Below are 15,398 nucleotides of genomic sequence, written 5' to 3' on the forward strand. Positions count from 1 at the left end.
GCGGCTTGTCCGGTCCGGGTTTCAGGCCCGGACCGGACATGGCGGGGCGGTGCCCCGATGGGAAGCCGTTCGGGATCGGCGAAACGTCCGAGCCTCGCGCCAGCGGCCGGACTTGCCCGCCCCGGAGGACCGGCGGCGTCCCGGAAGCTTTCCCGGGATCCATGGAACACGGGACATTCCCGATCTCTTCGGCATGCCGCATCGTCTCGCGCCGAGCCGGCAGCCGCCCCGGCGCGATAACCGCTAGCGCAGCCGCTCCACCGCGACCGCCGTCGCCTCGCCGCCGCCGATGCAGAGGCTCGCGACGCCGCGGGCGAGCCCGTGGGTCTTGAGCGCGGCGAGCAGCGTCACGAGGATCCGCGCGCCCGAAGCCCCGATCGGGTGGCCGAGCGCGCAGGCGCCGCCGTGGACGTTGACGCGCTCGTGCGGCAGTCCGAGATCCTGCATCGCCGCCATGGCGACCACCGCGAAGGCCTCGTTCACCTCGAAGAGATCGACCTTGCCCGGCTCCCAGCCGACCCGCTCTAGGAGCTTGCGCATGGCGCCGACGGGGGCCGTAGTGAAGAGGCTCGGAGCCTGCGCGTGCGAGGCGTGCCCGCGGATCGCCGCGAGCGGCGTCAGGCTCCGGCGCTCGGCCTCGGAGAGGCGCATCAGCACGAGGGCCGCCGCCCCGTCCGAGATCGAGCTGGCATTGGCGGCCGTGACGGTGCCGCCCTCGCGGAAGGCGGGGCGCAGGGACGGGATCTTGTCGGGCCGGGCTTTCGTCGGCTGCTCATCCTCGCCGACCACGCGCTCCGCCTTGCCGGACCCGACCGTCACGGGCACGATCTCGTCGTGGAAGCGACCGGAGGCGGCGGCGTCCCGCGCGCGGGCCAGCGAGGCGAGCGCGTAGGCATCCTGCGCCTCGCGGCTGAACTGGTAGGATTCGGCGCAATCCTCCGCGAAGGTGCCCATCAGCCGGCCCTTGTCGTAGGCGTCCTCCAGCCCATCGAGGAACATGTGGTCCCGGATGGTGCCGTGGCCCATCCGGTAGCCCGCGCGCGCCCGGTCGAGCAGGTAGGGGGCGTTCGTCATGCTCTCCATGCCGCCCGCCACGGCCACTCCGACGCTGCCGACCGCGAGGGCATCGTGGGCGAGCATCACGGCCTTCATGCCGGAGCCGCACATCTTGTTGACCGTGGTGGCCCCCGCCCCGAGCGGAAGCCCGGCACCGAGGGCGGCCTGGCGGGCGGGCGCCTGACCCTGGCCGGCCGGGAGCACGCAGCCGAACACCACCTCCTCCACCGCCTCCGGCGCGAGGCCGGCGCGGCCGAGGGCCGCCGCGATGGCAGCCGCGCCGAGACGCGGCGCGGGCAGGTCCGAGAAGGCGCCCTGCAGGGCGCCGATCGGGGTGCGGGCGGCGCCCACGACGACGATCGGATCCGGCCTCATGTCGTCCTCCCTCATCCTAGCGCGGCGCCATCCGGAGCGCGCCGTCGAGGCGGATGACCTCGCCGTTGAGCATCGGGTTCTCGCAGGCGTGCTGCACTAGGGCCGCGTACTCGGCCGGGCGCCCGAGACGGGGCGGGAACGGCACGGCGGCGCCGAGCGAGGCCTTCACCTCGTCGGTCATTGCCGCCATCATGGGCGTCTCGAAGATGCCGGGGGCGATCGTCACGACCCGGATGCCGAAGCGGGCGAGCTCGCGCGCCAGCGGCAGGGTCATGCTGGCGACGCCACCCTTCGAGGCCGCGTAGGCCGCCTGACCGATCTGCCCGTCGAAGGCCGCGATCGAGGCGGTGTTGACGATGACGCCGCGCTCGCCCCCCGCGTCCGGCTCGTTCCGGCCGATCGCCTCGGCCGCGAGGCGGATCATGTTGAAGGTGCCGACGAGGTTGATCTGCACCGTGCGGACGAAGCTCTCGAGCGCGTGCGGCCCGGAGCGCCCGAGCACGCGCTCGCTCACCGCGACGCCGGCGCAGTTCACGAGGCCGGAGAGGCCGCCGAAGGCCTCGACCGCGGCCGCGACGGCGGCTCGCCCCTCGGCCTCGCTGGTGACGTCGGTGGGCACGGCCCGGGCGGCCGGGCCGAGCGCGTCGGCCACGGCCGTGGCGCCGTCCCGGTCGCGGTCGGCCAGGACGAGGCGGGCGCCGAGCCCGGCGAGGTGCCGCGCCACCGCGGCGCCGAGGCCCGAGGCCGCACCGGTGACGAGGATGCTGCTGCCGTCGATCCGCATCGGTCTCCCGCCGCTACAGCGGCTTTCTCAGCTTGCGCGCGACGAGTCCGACGACGCCCTCGCGGAACACGAGCACGCAGACCACGAAGACGCAGCCCTGGATGATCGTCACCCAGGCGCCGAACTCGGCGAGGTAGTTCTCCATCGCGACGATCACGAAGGAGCCGGCGATGGGCCCGAACACCGTGCCCATGCCGCCCACGAGGGTCATCAGGACCACCTCGCCGGACATCGACCAATGCACGTCGGTCAGCGAGGCGAGCTGGAACACGATCGCCTTGGTGGCGCCGGCGAGGCCCGCCAGCGTTGTCGAGAGCACGAAGACCGCGAGCTTGTAGCGGGTGGTGCGGTAGCCGAGGGAGATCGCCCGCGGCTCGTTGTCCCGGATGGCCTTGAGCACCTGCCCGAAGGGCGAGTGGATGATGCGGTAGATCAGCAGCAGGCCGCCGAAGAAGATCAGCGCGACCAGCACGTAGAGCACCCGGTCGTCCGCGAGGTCGATCAGCCCGAACAGGCGCCCGCGCGGCACCGCCTGGATGCCGTCCTCGCCGCCGGTCATCTTGGCCTGGAGCGAGAAGAAGAACACCATCTGGGCGAGCGCCAGGGTGATCATCGAGAAGTAGATGCCCTGGCGCCGGATCGCGAGGGCCCCGAAGGCGAGGCCGAGGAGCGCCGCGGTGAGCGTGCCGGCGAGGATCGCGACCTCGGGCGTGACGCCCCAGTTCTTGGCCGCGTAGGCGCTGACGTAGCTCGCCATGCCGAAATAGGCGGCGTGGCCGAACGACAGGAGGCCGCCGTAGCCCAGCAGCAGGTTGAAGGCCAGCGCGAACAGCGCGAAGCACAGCACCTTCATCAGGAAGACGGGGTAGAGCCCGAAGGGCAGCACGGCGAGGAGCACCGCGAGGCCGATGAAGACCATGCGGTGCAGCGCCTTCGCGTCCCGGCTCTCCGGGAGGGCGGCGGCGATCGGGGCGGCATCGACCGGGGCGGCGGCGTGGGCCATGGGTCAGGTCCTCGGGCGGGTCGGGCGCGGCGTCACGCGGGTTTGCCGAACAGGCCGGCGGGCTTCACCAGCAGCACCAGCACCATGATGACGAAGATCGCGGTGGCCGAGGCCTCCGGGTAGAAGACCTTGGTCAGGCCCTCGACGAGGCCGAGGGCGAAGCCGGTCAGGATCGAGCCGAGGATCGAGCCCATCCCGCCGATGACGACGACCGCGAAGACCACGATGATGATGTCGGCGCCCATATTCGGGTTCACCGAGTAGACCGGCGCGGCGAGCACGCCCGCCAGCGCCGCCAGCGCCACGCCGAAGCCGTAGGTGAGCGTCAGGAGGAGGGGCACGTTGACCCCGAAGGCCTGGACTAGGGTCGGGTTCTCGGTGGCGGCGCGCAGGTACGCGCCGAGCTTCGTCTTCTCGATGACGAGCCAGGTCACGATGCAGATCACGAGCGAGAAGGCGACGATCCAGCCCCGGTAGTTCGGCAGGAACATGAAGGGCAGGCGCTGGCCGCCGGAGAGCTCGGACGGGATCGCGTAGGGCAGGCCGGACACGCCGTATTGCTGGCGGAACAGGCCCTGGATGATCAACGCGAGACCGAAGGTCAGGAGAAGGCCGTAGAGGTGGTCGAGCTTGTACAGCCGCGCGATCAGGAGCCGCTCGAGGATCACCCCGAACAGCCCGACCACGAGCGGGGCGAGGATCAGCGCCCACCAGTAGCCGAGCCCGGCATAGTTCAGCAGCATCCAGGCCACGAAGGCGCCCATCATGTACTGCGCCCCGTGGGCGAAGTTGATGATGTTCAGGAGGCCGAAGATGATCGCCAGCCCGAGCGAGAGCAGGGCGTAGAAGGAGCCGTTGATCAGCCCGAGGAGGAGCTGGCCGAACAGCGCCTGGGTCGGGACGCCCAGGATCGTCATCATGGGAGGAACGTCATCATGGGAGGATCATCCTCATGGCAGGGCCGTCATCATGCTCGGTTGCGCCTCGTTCCGCCGATGCGGGCGGCCGGGTCCCGCGACCCGGCCGGGATCCGGGATCAGCCCTTGACCAGCGGGCAGCCGCCCTCGGCGAGGGGACGGAAGGCCTCCTTGCCCGGGATGGTGGCGAGCAGCTTGTAGAGGTCCCACTCGCCCTTCGATTCGCCGGGCTTCTTGACCTCGAACAGGTACATGTCGTGAATCTTGCGGCCGTCCTGGCGGATCTCGCCCTTGCCGAAGAGCGGGTCGTCCGTCGGCAGTTCCTTCATCTTGGCGACGGTCGCCGCGCCGTCCTTCGCCGATTTCAGGGCCTCGACGGCCTTGAGGTAGTGGATCGTGCCCGCGTAGACGCCGGCCTGGGCCGCCGTGGGCTTCTTGCCGCCGAAGAGCTTGGAGAAGCGGTCCGAGAAGGCCCGAGTGGCGTCGTTCAGGTCCCAGTAGAAGGGCTCGGTCAGGACGAGGCCCTGCGCGACCTTCGGGGTCAGGGAGTGGATGTCGGAGGAGAAGATCAGGAGGCCGGCAAGCGCCTGCCCGCCCTCGGTGATGCCGAACTCGGCCGCCTGCTTGACCGCGTTGATGGTATCGCCGCCGGCATTGGCGAGCCCGATCACCTTGGCCTTCGAGGCCTGGGCCTGGAGCAGGAAGGACGAGAAGTCGGAATTCGGGAAGGGCGTCTTCACCGAGCCGACGACTTTGCCGCCGTTCTTGGTGACGACCGCCGAGGTGTCGCGCTGCAGCGCCTGGCCGAAGGCGTAATCGGCCGTGATGAAGAACCACGTGTCACCGCCGCGCTTCACCATGGCGCCGCCGGTCCCGTTGGCGAGGGCCGCGGTGTCGTAGGTCCAGTGCACGGTGTTCGGCGTGCATTGCGAGCCGGTGAGATCGGCGCTGCCGGCGCCCGAGTTGATGTGGACCTTGTTCTTCTCGCGCGTCACCTGGTTGATCGCGAGCGCCACCGAGGAGGTGACCACGTCCATGATCACGTCGACGCCGTCGCGGTCGTACCATTGCCGGGCGATGGCGGAGCCGACATCGGGCTTGTTCTGGTGGTCGGCGGAGACGATCTCGACCTTGAGGCCGTGATCGGCCGGCTTGAAATCCTCGAGCGCCATGCGGGCCGCGACGACGGAGCCCTCGCCGGAAATGTCCGAGTAGACGCCGGACCGGTCGTTCAGCACGCCGATCTTGACGGGGACCGGGCCGTCCGCGCGCGCGGCCACGCTTCCTGCCACCAGCACGCCGAGTGCCGTGGCGAGCCGCATTCCTCTGAGCATGTTCCACTCCCTGTCGCCGCATGGTCTTCGGATCGATGGCACGGGCAGGAACGCCCGTCGCTCGCACGATCCGTGAGGCGGCTCTTCTTATCTTCTCTGGCGGACGATGAGGCCCGCCGGCCCCCGGAGCTGCTACACTCCGAGATAAGCGTGCAGTTTGCCGATATTGGCGTCAAGCTCGGCATTCAGGATACAATCGACAACCCGCCCCTGTTCGACAACGAAATGGCGGTCGGCGATGGTCTGGGCGAAGCGGAAGTTCTGCTCCACGAGGAGGATCGTGTAGCCCTCGCTCTTGAGCCGCGCCAGGGTATGCCCGATCTGCTGCACGATGACCGGGGCGAGGCCCTCCGTCGGCTCGTCGAGCAGGATGAGCTTGGCGCCCGTGCGCAGGATCCGGCCGATGGCGAGCATCTGCTGCTCGCCGCCCGAGAGCTTCGTGCCCTGGCTGGCCGCCCGCTCCTGCAGGTTCGGGAACAGGGTGTAGATCTCGGGCACCGTCATGCCGCCGGGCTTCACCCGCGGCGGCAGCATCAGGTTCTCGTAGACGGAGAGGCTGGAGAAGATGCCGCGCTCCTCCGGGACGTAGCCGATGCCGAGGCGCGCGATGGCCCGCGAGGAAAGGCGGATCGTCTCGACGCCGTCGTAGCGGATGCTGCCGGCCCGCCTGCCGAGGATGCCGATGATCGCCCGGAGCGTCGTGGTCTTGCCCGCGCCGTTGCGCCCGAGCAGGGTCACGACCTCGCCGGGGCGCACGTCGAAGCGCATGCCGTGCAGCACGTGGCTCTCGCCGTACCATCCCTCCAAGCCCTCGATGGCAAGGCTCGGCGCCGCGGCGGAAGCGGGGGCGGCTCCGCGCTCGGCGAGGGCGGATTCAGGCATGACCGGCTCCGATATAGGCCTCGACCACCCGCGGGTCCTTCGAGACGGTGGCGTAGTCGCCCTCGGCCAGGATCTTGCCGCGGGCCAGCACGGTGATGTGGTCCGAGAGCGAGGCGACCACCGAGAGATTGTGCTCGACCATCAGGATGGTGCGGTCCTTCGAGATCCGTCGGATCAGCTCCGCGGTCCGGTCGACGTCCTCGCGGCCCATCCCGGCCATCGGCTCGTCGAGGAGCAGCATCTCGGGATCGAGCGCGAGCGTCGTGGCGATTTCCAGGGCGCGCTTGCGGCCGTAGGACAGCTCGACCGCCAGGGTGTCGGCGAAGGACGAGAGGCCGACGGCCTCGACCAGGGCGAGCGCCTCCGCGTCGAGGGCCCGCAGCACGCGCTCCGAGCGCCAGAAGTCGAAGCTGTCGCCGCGCTTGTGCCGCTGCAGCGCGATGCGGACGTTCTCCTTCACGGTGAGGTGCGGGAACACCGCCGAGATCTGGAAGGAGCGCACCAGTCCGAGCCGGGCCACGTCCGCCGGCTTGGCGCGGGTGATGTCCCGGCCGTTGTAGCGGATCGAGCCGGCCGTCGGCGTGAGGAACTTCGTCAGGAGATTGAAGCAAGTCGTCTTGCCGGCCCCGTTCGGGCCGATCAGCGCGTGGATGCTTCCGCGACGGACACGCAGGGCCACTCCGTTCACGGCACGGAAGCCCTTGAATTCCATGGTCAGGTCGTCTGTTTCCAGAGCGATGTCGCTCATCGTTCCTCCCGTTGCCGCGCCGCTTGCGCGCTTGTTGTTCTCGCTCACCCTTGGGCGGCCGTATTCTCGCGGCGACATTTCTTGTTGGGCCGGCATCGTGTCTCGCCGGCGCCGGGAGAGTGCTGCATCACAACACGGGCTGCAAGGCGTCCGGGGGATCGGCGGCTGAGGGAAGCGGTGCAAATGTCAGGATTCCGATGCCGCTCCCGGAACCCGATCCCGTCCGCGCCTGAAACCATCCGCGTCCGAGATCGTTCGACTCCATACAGGCTGCCTCGGATCAAACCGCCGATCGGAAGGATCGAGCCCGCATCGCCGGATGGCTGCCCAGGCGCGGGCGGACCGGCGGCACGTGCTCGCAGTTCGGAAATCCGTGTCCCGGCACCCGGCCGCGGCGCGGGAGCCGGCAGGGCGCGAGGCGCGACAGGTCGAGGCACGCTCAGAGGCTGCGAAGCCGGGAGGGAAGAGTAACGATGCGGAAGGTTACGCACACGGCACCGATGGCCCTCGTGGTCGACACCGATGCCGCCGCCCGGGCCCGCGCCGTGGCGCTGCTCGAGGAGACGGAACTCGACGTGATCACCTGCGCGAGCGGCGAGGCCGCCGTCGAGGTGCTGCAGAGGTGCGGCGACGATATCGCGATGCTGTTCACGGGCTTCTCGCTCGCCGGCGAGATGAACGGCGTCGAACTGGCGCGGGCGGTCGGAAAGCTCTGGCCGGCCGTGCGCCTCGTCGTGACCTCCGCCCCGGAATGCGGCGGCCTGCGGCTGCCCGCGGACGCGGTCCACATGCCGAAGGCGTGGCTGCCGCTCGACGTCCTGATGCAGGCGCACCGGGCCGTGCGTCATCCCGACCCGCTCGTCGCCTGATGCCGCGCCGCCGACCCGCAGGCGGAGCCGTCCGGATGACGCCTCAGATCTTCCCGTCGAGGCCCATCTGATAGTATTTGTGCACGATCCTGTCCTGGTTCTCGAGCAGCCAGTCGATCGAGGGCTCGTTCGTCATCGCCTTCCGGATCGCCTCCGTCATGCCCTTGCGCTGGATCTCGAACAGCGCCTTGTGGTCGACGGTCTCGGCCTCGATCACGCCGGGGCTGAGCCAGACCGAGCAGATGATCCCGAGATCGTTGGCCTTCTCCTTCGGGATGTAGCCCGCGCGCACGGCGTCGAGGACGCCGTTGGCGATGGCGAACTGCACGGTGCCCATCAGGATCGAGGTGTATTTCGCGGTCTCGACGCTGACCTTCGAGACGCAGAGCGTCACCGGCCGGACCATGATGTCGGTGTTGAGAAGCGCGAAGACGCGGCTGTGGCCGACGACCTGATCGCCGGTCAGCGTCGCGAGCGCGGTGCCGACCGGCCCGTCGAGCTCGCCGATGATCACCTCGGGCTCGGAGGCGGTGTTCGGCGGTCCGCCCGCCACCAGGGCCTCGCCGGCTCGCAGGATGATGCGCTCGCTCATGGGTCCGCTCCGTCGTGTCGGTTCCCGGTCCCTGCCGCGGATGCGGCGGAGGCCGGCTCCGAGCGGGTCTTAGCGACAGGCCGCCCGAGGCACCAGTGCGCGGGGCGCGATCAGGCGACGCGTGTGGCGTTGCGAGCCCCGGAGGATGCCGGGGCCGCGCTCAGCGCAGGTCGCGGGCGACGAAGAGCGCGGCGCAGCCCACCACCTCCAGCTCGACCTGCCGGAAGCGCCGCTCCAGCACGCGCCGCAATCCGCCCAGGCTGTCCGCCTCGTTCGCGAAGACGCCCTTGCGGTTGTAGAGCCGCATCAGGGCCCGGGCCGGGCCGGAGCGCTCGACGCCGTCCGACAGGAGCGTCGCACCGAACATCGTGCCGCCCGACCAGAGGAGCGGCGCCAAATGATCGAACACCGCGCCCTTCCGGGTGATGTCGCCGGGCAGGCAATGCAGCAGGTAGGTCAGGCTGATCGACCGGAACGGCGTCGCCGGGAGCGACAGCGGCTCAAGCACGTCGGCCCGGAAGGTCTGCGGCCGGTAGCGCGCGATCCGCTTCGCGGCGGCGGCGAGGGAATCCGGGTTGAGGTCGAGGAGGCCGATGCGCGGCTCGGGCACCGGGAAGCGGCAGCGGTCGAGGTACCAGCCCGTGCCGACGCCGACGTCGAGATGGCTGTCGGTGGCATGCTGATCGTAGAGGTTCAGTATTCGCTGGGTCGGGCAGTGCCAGATCAGCGGGTTGGACAGGCGCAGCACGACGAGATCGTAGAGCGCGAGCGTTCTCGGCGCGTAGATCGCCTGTCCTGCGTGGGTCGAGAGGTTCGGTGCCTGCATCTTGCGGCTTCTACTACCGCAAAGCGAGCGAGTTAAGCGCTTCTTTACGCTAGCGCCGCCCGCGTCGCCGGCCTTCAGCTCGGGCGGAAAACCACCAGGGTCATGTCGTCCCGCCGGGTCTCGCCGCCGCGATAGGCGGCCAGGTGCGCCTCGAGGGCGGAGACCTGCTCGGACAGGGGCAGCGTCGCGGTGGCAAGGAGCTGCTCGGCCACGGCGCGCTGACCGATCAGCCGGGGCGGTGCTTCGGGTGCGGGCAGGCCCATCTGGTCCGTGATGCCGTCGGTCATCAGGTAGAAGGTGGCGCCGGGCACGACCGGGATGACGATGTCGGTCTCCGGCAGCGCCTCGCGGCCGGTCCGGGGATAGCCGAGGCCGCGGCGCCCGCTGCGGATGCGCGACGCCTGCCCGTCCGTGATGGCGGTGAGGGCGAGGCCGGCACCGGCGAAGCGCAGGGTTCGGGTCTTGGGATCCCAGACGCAGATGCCGCAATCGAGCCCGTCGTCGGATTCGGCGCCGCGCCCGTCCTGGCGGAGCTGCGCCCGCACCATCTGGTCGAGACCCGCCAGAATCTCGGCCGGCGAGCGCAGGCCGCGCTCGTGCAGGAGCCGGTCGAGGGCCGTCGCCACGATCAGCGTCAGGAAGGCGCCGGGCACGCCGTGGCCGGTGCAATCGGCCACCGCCACGATGCTGAGGCCGTCGATCTCCTCCAGCCAGAAATAGTCGCCGCCGACGAGGTGCAGCGGCTCCCACAGCACCGCCACATCGACGCCGGCTCCCGCCAGAGCCGTCCGCTCCGGCAGGACCGAGGCCTGGATGCGACGGGCGTAGCCGATGCTCTCGATCACCAGACGGTTCGCGTGTTCGAGCTTGGTGTGGGCGGCCTCGAGCTCCTGCAGGAGCAGCTTGGCCTCGTCGCCGGTCCGCAGCCCTTCGACCATGCGGTTGAAGGCCGAGGTGATCACGTCGATCTCGTTGCTGGCGCGGTAGGCGCCCCCGAGGTCGACGGTCGCCCAACGCTTGTGCTCGACCTCGCGCATCGCCGTCAGAAGCCGCTTCAGCGGGGCGAGGACATGCCCGCGCACGTTGGCGTGCAGCGTCACCACGAAGGCGAGCATCAGGACGAGGCTCGTGCCGAGCGCCAGCATGGCCTGCTTCTCGGCGTTGCTCCGCAGCTCCACCGCCGAGAGCGTCACCGTGAGGCTGCCGAGCGCCGGGCTCTCGCCCGCCCGCGTCAGCTCGGCGGAAACCTGGACGAGGTCCCAGTTGCGGCCCCGCGGCAATTCGCCGGCGCTCGCCACGAGGTGCCCTTCGGCATCCCGCAATGCCGCGTAGCGGAAGGCCGGATCGAGGGAGAGGGATTGGAGCTGGGGCCTGGCGGTCTCGGCGTTCAGGCGCCCTTCCGCCCGCGCGAGGGTCGCGGCCGTGAGGCTCGCCAGCAGGTTGGCGCGGTCCGTGTAGAGCCGGAACTGGTCGTTATAGTTCACCCAGGCGATGCCGACCTGCGTCAGCAGCACCACCGCGGCGATCACCGGGTAGATGCGCAGGAACAGGGTGTGGGCGAGGCTGTCGAGGTCGCGCCCGCGGGCCGAGCCGCGCAGAGCCCCGGGCTTCATCGTGCCGGCGGCCCGGGCCTCGTCGGCCGTCACATCCGCGAAGCCGAGCCGGGACAGCACGTCCCCGCCGCGCATCGGGCCGGCGCCGCGCAGGGCGCCCCCGCGGCGCGGGGCGGGGGGCGGGGCCGGTTCGATCATCGGGGTACCTGATCCTCGACCTCGCCGCGCACGCCGTTGCGGCCGGCGTTCTTGGCCGCGTAGAGCGCCGCGTCGGCGCGCCGAAGGGCGTCGGCGAGGGGCTCGCCGGGCCGGAAGGCCGCGAGCCCGACGCTGACCGTGATGGCCACCGGCCGCTGACCGGCCGCGATCGGCGTGGCCGCGACGGCCGCGCGCAGGCGCTCCGCCACGAGCATCCCGGCGGACGCGTCGGTGTCGGTCAGCAGGATCGCGAATTCCTCGCCGCCCATGCGGCCGAGCGCATCGAGGGAGTGGAGGTTGCTGCGGCAGATCTCCACGAAGGCGACGAGGGCGGCATCGCCCGCCCCGTGGCCCATCGTGTCGTTGATCATCTTGAAGCGGTCGAGGTCGAGCATCAGCAGGCAGGCCGGGTTCCGGCTGTGCGCGGTGCGCAGCCACTCGCGCTCGCTGATCTCGAGGAAGCGCCGGCGCGTCAGCGCACCGGTGAGGTGGTCGGTGTCGGCGAGCCGGCGCAACTCGGCCTCGAGGCGGGTGCGGTGCTCGATCTCGCCGGAGAGCGCCTCGTTCAGCGATTGCAGGTCGCGCTGCTGGTCGGCGAGGCGCAGGTTGGCCCGCTGCAGGTCGCCCTGCATGCGGTCGCTCAGGCGCACGAGGCGGCGCTGCTCGCGGTAGCCCCGACGATAGGCGCCGGCCAGTTCCTGGACCCCCTCGGCGACCTCGGCGAGGCGCGCCAGCATCACCTCGGTCCGGCCGAGGATCGCCTCCTCGTTGTCGAACAGGCTGAAGGCGTCCGTCGCCGCGGCCCGCTCGATCTCCGCGGCGGCGGCGCGCCGGGTCTTCATACCCGGGCTTCCTTCACCATCTCGAAGCAGGCGTGGTCGAAATCGGCGGCGAAGTCCTCGCCCGCCTCCTCGATCGTGTCGTCGCCGTCCGCGTAGAGCCAGCGCACGATGACCGGGCGCCCGTCGGCGGCCGCGTCCTCCAGCGGCATGAACAGGTTCATCAGGGCCTTGGCGCTCGACGAGTTGAAATAGGCGAGGCCGACCTCGAAGGTGATGGGAGCCGCGTCCGAGGCGCTCAGGTAGCTGCGCAGGGATTGCAGCAGCGGCCCGAAGAACGCAGCCGCGTCCTCCGGGTAGGATTCTCCGCGCAGGACGAAGCGGCCGCTGGCGAAATCGAAATCGACCTCCGGTGAGCGATCGGTGCCGGGAAGCTGGATGCGGTTCATCGGTGCCCTCTCCCTCAGATGTAGGCTTTGAGGCAGAACAGGCTGCGGTCGGCGTTGATCGTCTGAAAATCGTACTCCACCGGAGCGCTCGCCCGCCGCGCGATCTCGATCAGGCCGATGCTGCCGCCGAGGCTGCCCTCGTCCGGCGGCTGGCGCAGCTTCTCGCGATAGAAGCGCTTCAGCTCCTCGCTGCTCAGGGCGGTGATGTGGTCGAGGCGCTCGCGCAGGCCCGTGACCTCGCCCTGGCCGACCTCGTTGCCGCAGACCACGAAGAAACGCCCGCCCTCGGTGCCGACCGCGATCATCCCGCCGCTGATCCACCGGGCGGCGGGCTTCTCGGCCGGCACGACCTTGTCGGCGGAGTAGCGGATGATGTTCTGGGCCTGCTCGACGAAGATCGAGAAGACCCGCTTGGCGACGCTGGCATCGGTGTCGTCCTGCTGCATCCGCAGCTTCAGGACTTCGCCGAGGGAGAACAGGACGCTCTCCGAGAGGTCCCCGCCGAAGGACAGGATCACGCCGTTGCGCTTCGACGCCTCATGGAAGGACATGAAATCTTGGGCGAGCACGGGGGCCTCCTGGCCGGGAACGCGATCGACCGCTCCCGGCAACAGATTCGATCAGGCCCCTGCAGGCTTACAGGCGGAAGCATCAACAGAGTCTTACTTCCGGTTACGCTGGGGAGGACATTCAACCTGAGCAGGAATTCTGACTAGGTGGCCGGCCGGCTTATTTTTCGCGCAAGATGCACGCGATTTGGTCTTTGCAAGGCATCGCGCCCCGCCCCGCCCGGCACGGGCCATCGTGGGCCCGAGGGCGTCGCATCGGACAACCGCGCCCGATCGTCCGGCGCCGGCCGCCCGCGCCGGATCCGCCGAGCGGTTCGGCGCAAAGCCCCAGCCCCGCGGGGCGCCGGAAGCGTTCGACGCAGGCCAGGCCCGCCCCGCGCGGCGCCGGAGGCGGGTTGCCGGGGCAGGTTCCGCGCCTAAGACTTGCGCGCAGGGGAGCGCCGCGGCGATCGGTGCCGGCCCGGGCGTCCGGCCGGCGCCGACCGCCGTTTCAGACAGAGCGAGGATCCGATGGAATACCGGCAGTTCGGGCGATCCGGCCTCAAGGTGCCTGTCCTCAGTTTCGGGACCGGCACCTTCGGGGGCACCAATGAATTCTTCCAGCGGTGGGGACAGACGGACGTCGCGGAAGCGAGCCGCCTCGTCGATCTCTGCCTCGAGGCGGGGGTCAACTTCTTCGACACGGCCGACATCTACTCGCAGGGCGCCTCGGAGGAGATCCTGGGCCAGGCCCTCAAGGGCCGGCGCAACCAGGCGCTGATCTCCACCAAGGCGACGTTCCCGGTCGGGGAGGGGCCCAACGAGACCGGGTCCTCGCGCTATCATCTGGTGCGCGCCTGCGAGGCGAGCCTGCGGCGTCTCGGCACCGACCATCTCGACGTCTACTTCATGCACGGCTTCGACGCGCTGACGCCGGTCGACGAGACCCTGCGCGCCCTCGACGACCTCGTGACCGCGGGCAAGATCGGCTATATCGGCGCCTCGAACTTCTCCGGCTGGCAGCTGATGAAGGCGCTCTCCACATCGGAGCGCCACGGGCTCGCCCGCTACGTGGCCTACCAGGGCTACTACTCGCTGATCGGACGCCACTACGAGTGGGAGCTGATGCCGCTCGGCCTCGACCAGGGCGTCGCCCTGATGGTGTGGAGCCCGCTCGGCTGGGGTCGCCTCACGGGCAAGATCCGCCGCGGCCAGTCGGCCCAGGGCGGGCGCATCGCCTCCGGCGGCGCGGAGGGCGGCCCCCCGGTCTCGGACGAATACCTGTTCGGTGTGGTCGACGCCCTCGACGCGGTTGCGGCCGAGACCGGTCGGAGCGTCGCGCAGGTCGCACTCAACTGGCTGCTCAGCCGGCCGACCGTCGCCAACATCGTCGTCGGCGCTCGCAACGAGGAGCAGCTCCGGCAGAATCTCGGGGCGGTGGGCTGGTCTCTGAGCCAGGATCAGGTCGCGCGCCTCGACGCGGCGAGCCAGGAGACGCCGACCTATCCCTACTGGCACCAGAAGGGATTCGACGCGCGCAACCCGAAGCCGACCGTCTGGTGACCCGGCCGGCGCCGCGCGCAGGGTCGGGCGGGCGCGGGCCGGGCGTAAGGCTCCGGTTCAGAGCCCCTCGGCTGCCGCGTGCGCGTCGTCGAAGCCGAGCAGCCCGGCGAGATGCGTCCGCGCCCGGCTGACACGGCTCTTCACGGTGCCGACCTGACACTGGAGCCGGCTCGCGGCCTCCTCGTAGGTATAGCCCTCGGCTCCGACGAGGAGGAGCGCCTCGCGCTGTGCCGCCGGGACCTTGGCGAGGGTCGTGTAAAGGCGCTTGAGGGCGATGACGTCGTCCTGTTCGGGTCGCGCGGTGAGGCGCGCCGCGTGGGCACCGTCGGCGTCCTCGACCTCGCGCTTGGCCTTGCGGATCTCCGAGTAGAACTGGTTGCGCATGATGGTGAAGAGCCAGGCGATCATGTTCGAGCCCGGCTGGAAGCGGTGCTGGTTGGCCCAGGCCTTGACCAGGGTCTCCTGAACCAGATCATCCGTGCGCGTGCCATCCCCGGTGAGCGAGAACCCGAACGTGCGCAGCGCCGGCAGCGCGCTCATCAGGCCGGCGCGAAAATCCTTCGAGACCCGCTCGCCGCGCTCCGCCAGGATCGCCTCGAACCGCGCGAGCAGGCCGAGGAGCCGCTCCGGCACCGCCTCCGTCAGCGCATCGCCGAAATAGGCCTGGAGCTGACCCCCGAGGTGATCCCGGACGACGACGGCGACATCGATCTCGCCGGCGTCTCGATCGCCGATGTCCGGTGCTGCGTTTCGCGTCATGAGGTATCCGTGGAAAGCGAGGATCCGTCACTTTTAAGAGGTTCTAACTTGAACGCCTCTTGAACGATTGGACCATGGTGAACAAAATCGTCTCTCGATGCCTGCGCGCCGCCCGGTGGCCCGACGGACCGGCCGCGTGCCCGACCGATCGGTCGCCGCCGAC

At 70.2% G+C, this 15,398-nt stretch carries 16 protein-coding genes; 2 read left to right on the forward strand and 14 right to left on the reverse strand.

Going from position 1 to position 15,398, the window contains the following annotated elements; all coding sequences use genetic code 11:
- Window positions 1-243: 243 nt before the first annotated feature.
- The 7 genes from F6X51_RS10900 to F6X51_RS10930 form a co-directional block, all read right to left on the reverse strand.
- Entirely contained in the window at window positions 244-1,431 is a 1,188-nt protein-coding gene (locus F6X51_RS10900) for an acetyl-CoA C-acyltransferase (RefSeq protein WP_150963470.1), read from the reverse strand.
- A gap of 16 nt (window positions 1,432-1,447) precedes the next feature.
- On the reverse strand, window positions 1,448-2,215 hold the full coding sequence (locus F6X51_RS10905) for an SDR family NAD(P)-dependent oxidoreductase (RefSeq protein WP_150963471.1): 768 nt from the start codon (window positions 2,213-2,215) through the stop codon (window positions 1,448-1,450).
- Between the two features lie 13 nt (window positions 2,216-2,228).
- Window positions 2,229-3,218, reverse strand: a complete 990-nt coding sequence (locus F6X51_RS10910; RefSeq protein ID WP_150963473.1) for a branched-chain amino acid ABC transporter permease — start codon at window positions 3,216-3,218, stop codon at window positions 2,229-2,231.
- A 32-nt stretch (window positions 3,219-3,250) separates the two neighbouring features.
- On the reverse strand, window positions 3,251-4,138 hold the full coding sequence (locus F6X51_RS10915) for a branched-chain amino acid ABC transporter permease (protein WP_150963475.1): 888 nt from the start codon (window positions 4,136-4,138) through the stop codon (window positions 3,251-3,253).
- Between the two features lie 116 nt (window positions 4,139-4,254).
- The gene (locus tag F6X51_RS10920) at window positions 4,255-5,469 is read right to left on the reverse strand and encodes an ABC transporter substrate-binding protein (RefSeq protein WP_150963477.1); all 1,215 of its coding nucleotides are present in this window, start codon (window positions 5,467-5,469) and stop codon (window positions 4,255-4,257) included.
- 132 nt (window positions 5,470-5,601) lie between these two features.
- Window positions 5,602-6,351 (reverse strand): ABC transporter ATP-binding protein, encoded by a 750-nt coding sequence (locus F6X51_RS10925; RefSeq protein ID WP_150963480.1) that lies wholly within the window; start codon window positions 6,349-6,351, stop codon window positions 5,602-5,604.
- Complete coding sequence (locus F6X51_RS10930; protein ID WP_150963482.1) at window positions 6,344-7,099, reverse strand: ABC transporter ATP-binding protein; 756 nt, start codon at window positions 7,097-7,099, stop codon at window positions 6,344-6,346. Before F6X51_RS10930 ends, F6X51_RS10925 begins: the two co-directional genes overlap by 8 nt.
- 473 nt (window positions 7,100-7,572) lie before the next feature.
- Here F6X51_RS10930 and F6X51_RS10935 point away from each other — a divergent pair, with 473 nt between their 5' ends.
- A complete protein-coding gene (locus F6X51_RS10935; RefSeq protein ID WP_150963484.1) occupies window positions 7,573-7,968 on the forward strand; it encodes a response regulator in 396 nt (131 codons plus the stop codon).
- Window positions 7,969-8,011: 43 nt separating this feature from the next.
- Here the strand turns inward: F6X51_RS10935 and F6X51_RS10940 are convergent, their stop codons facing one another.
- The 6 genes from F6X51_RS10940 to F6X51_RS10965 all read right to left on the reverse strand — a co-directional run bounded on the left by F6X51_RS10940 (window position 8,012) and on the right by F6X51_RS10965 (window position 12,934).
- Window positions 8,012-8,560 (reverse strand): formaldehyde-activating enzyme, encoded by a 549-nt coding sequence (locus F6X51_RS10940; RefSeq protein ID WP_150963486.1) that lies wholly within the window; start codon window positions 8,558-8,560, stop codon window positions 8,012-8,014.
- A 160-nt stretch (window positions 8,561-8,720) separates the two neighbouring features.
- Complete coding sequence (locus tag F6X51_RS10945) at window positions 8,721-9,386, reverse strand: class I SAM-dependent methyltransferase (protein WP_150963488.1); 666 nt, start codon at window positions 9,384-9,386, stop codon at window positions 8,721-8,723.
- A 74-nt stretch (window positions 9,387-9,460) separates the two neighbouring features.
- Entirely contained in the window at window positions 9,461-11,137 is a 1,677-nt protein-coding gene (locus F6X51_RS10950; RefSeq protein WP_191970073.1) for a SpoIIE family protein phosphatase, read from the reverse strand.
- A complete protein-coding gene (locus tag F6X51_RS10955) occupies window positions 11,134-11,979 on the reverse strand; it encodes a GGDEF domain-containing protein (RefSeq protein WP_150963490.1) in 846 nt (281 codons plus the stop codon). The genes F6X51_RS10950 and F6X51_RS10955 overlap by 4 nt, the downstream gene beginning before the upstream one ends.
- Window positions 11,976-12,365 carry a DUF1987 domain-containing protein gene (locus F6X51_RS10960; RefSeq protein ID WP_150963492.1) on the reverse strand — a complete coding sequence of 130 codons (390 nt, stop codon included), beginning with the start codon at window positions 12,363-12,365 and terminating at the stop codon, window positions 11,976-11,978. Before F6X51_RS10960 ends, F6X51_RS10955 begins: the two co-directional genes overlap by 4 nt.
- Before the next feature lie 14 nt (window positions 12,366-12,379).
- The gene (locus tag F6X51_RS10965) at window positions 12,380-12,934 is read right to left on the reverse strand and encodes a SiaB family protein kinase (protein ID WP_150963494.1); all 555 of its coding nucleotides are present in this window, start codon (window positions 12,932-12,934) and stop codon (window positions 12,380-12,382) included.
- Between the two features lie 510 nt (window positions 12,935-13,444).
- Here F6X51_RS10965 and F6X51_RS10970 point away from each other — a divergent pair.
- Entirely contained in the window at window positions 13,445-14,476 is a 1,032-nt protein-coding gene (locus tag F6X51_RS10970; RefSeq protein WP_150963496.1) for an aldo/keto reductase, read from the forward strand.
- Between the two features lie 57 nt (window positions 14,477-14,533).
- Here the strand turns inward: F6X51_RS10970 and F6X51_RS10975 are convergent, their stop codons facing one another.
- On the reverse strand, window positions 14,534-15,235 hold the full coding sequence (locus F6X51_RS10975; protein WP_150963498.1) for a sigma-70 family RNA polymerase sigma factor: 702 nt from the start codon (window positions 15,233-15,235) through the stop codon (window positions 14,534-14,536).
- Window positions 15,236-15,398: the final 163 nt, after the last annotated feature.

Source organism: Methylobacterium planeticum (assembly GCF_008806345.1).
GTDB lineage: Bacteria > Pseudomonadota > Alphaproteobacteria > Rhizobiales > Beijerinckiaceae > Methylobacterium > Methylobacterium planeticum.

Bases quoted from the DNA above. Each gene is read 5' to 3' on its own strand.
- F6X51_RS10900 (WP_150963470.1), bottom strand. From the start codon at position 1,431: ATGAGGCCGGATCCGATCGTCGTCGTGGGCGCCGCCCGCACCCCGATC.
- F6X51_RS10905 (WP_150963471.1), bottom strand. From the start codon at position 2,215: ATGCGGATCGACGGCAGCAGCATCCTCGTCACCGGTGCGGCCTCGGGC.
- F6X51_RS10910 (WP_150963473.1), bottom strand. From the start codon at position 3,218: ATGGCCCACGCCGCCGCCCCGGTCGATGCCGCCCCGATCGCCGCCGCC.
- F6X51_RS10915 (WP_150963475.1), bottom strand. From the start codon at position 4,138: ATGATGACGATCCTGGGCGTCCCGACCCAGGCGCTGTTCGGCCAGCTC.
- F6X51_RS10920 (WP_150963477.1), bottom strand. From the start codon at position 5,469: ATGCTCAGAGGAATGCGGCTCGCCACGGCACTCGGCGTGCTGGTGGCA.
- F6X51_RS10925 (WP_150963480.1), bottom strand. From the start codon at position 6,351: ATGCCTGAATCCGCCCTCGCCGAGCGCGGAGCCGCCCCCGCTTCCGCC.
- F6X51_RS10930 (WP_150963482.1), bottom strand. From the start codon at position 7,099: ATGAGCGACATCGCTCTGGAAACAGACGACCTGACCATGGAATTCAAG.
- F6X51_RS10935 (WP_150963484.1), top strand. From the start codon at position 7,573: ATGCGGAAGGTTACGCACACGGCACCGATGGCCCTCGTGGTCGACACC.
- F6X51_RS10940 (WP_150963486.1), bottom strand. From the start codon at position 8,560: ATGAGCGAGCGCATCATCCTGCGAGCCGGCGAGGCCCTGGTGGCGGGC.
- F6X51_RS10945 (WP_150963488.1), bottom strand. From the start codon at position 9,386: ATGCAGGCACCGAACCTCTCGACCCACGCAGGACAGGCGATCTACGCG.
- F6X51_RS10950 (WP_191970073.1), bottom strand. From the start codon at position 11,137: ATGATCGAACCGGCCCCGCCCCCCGCCCCGCGCCGCGGGGGCGCCCTG.
- F6X51_RS10955 (WP_150963490.1), bottom strand. From the start codon at position 11,979: ATGAAGACCCGGCGCGCCGCCGCCGCGGAGATCGAGCGGGCCGCGGCG.
- F6X51_RS10960 (WP_150963492.1), bottom strand. From the start codon at position 12,365: ATGAACCGCATCCAGCTTCCCGGCACCGATCGCTCACCGGAGGTCGAT.
- F6X51_RS10970 (WP_150963496.1), top strand. From the start codon at position 13,445: ATGGAATACCGGCAGTTCGGGCGATCCGGCCTCAAGGTGCCTGTCCTC.
- F6X51_RS10975 (WP_150963498.1), bottom strand. From the start codon at position 15,235: ATGACGCGAAACGCAGCACCGGACATCGGCGATCGAGACGCCGGCGAG.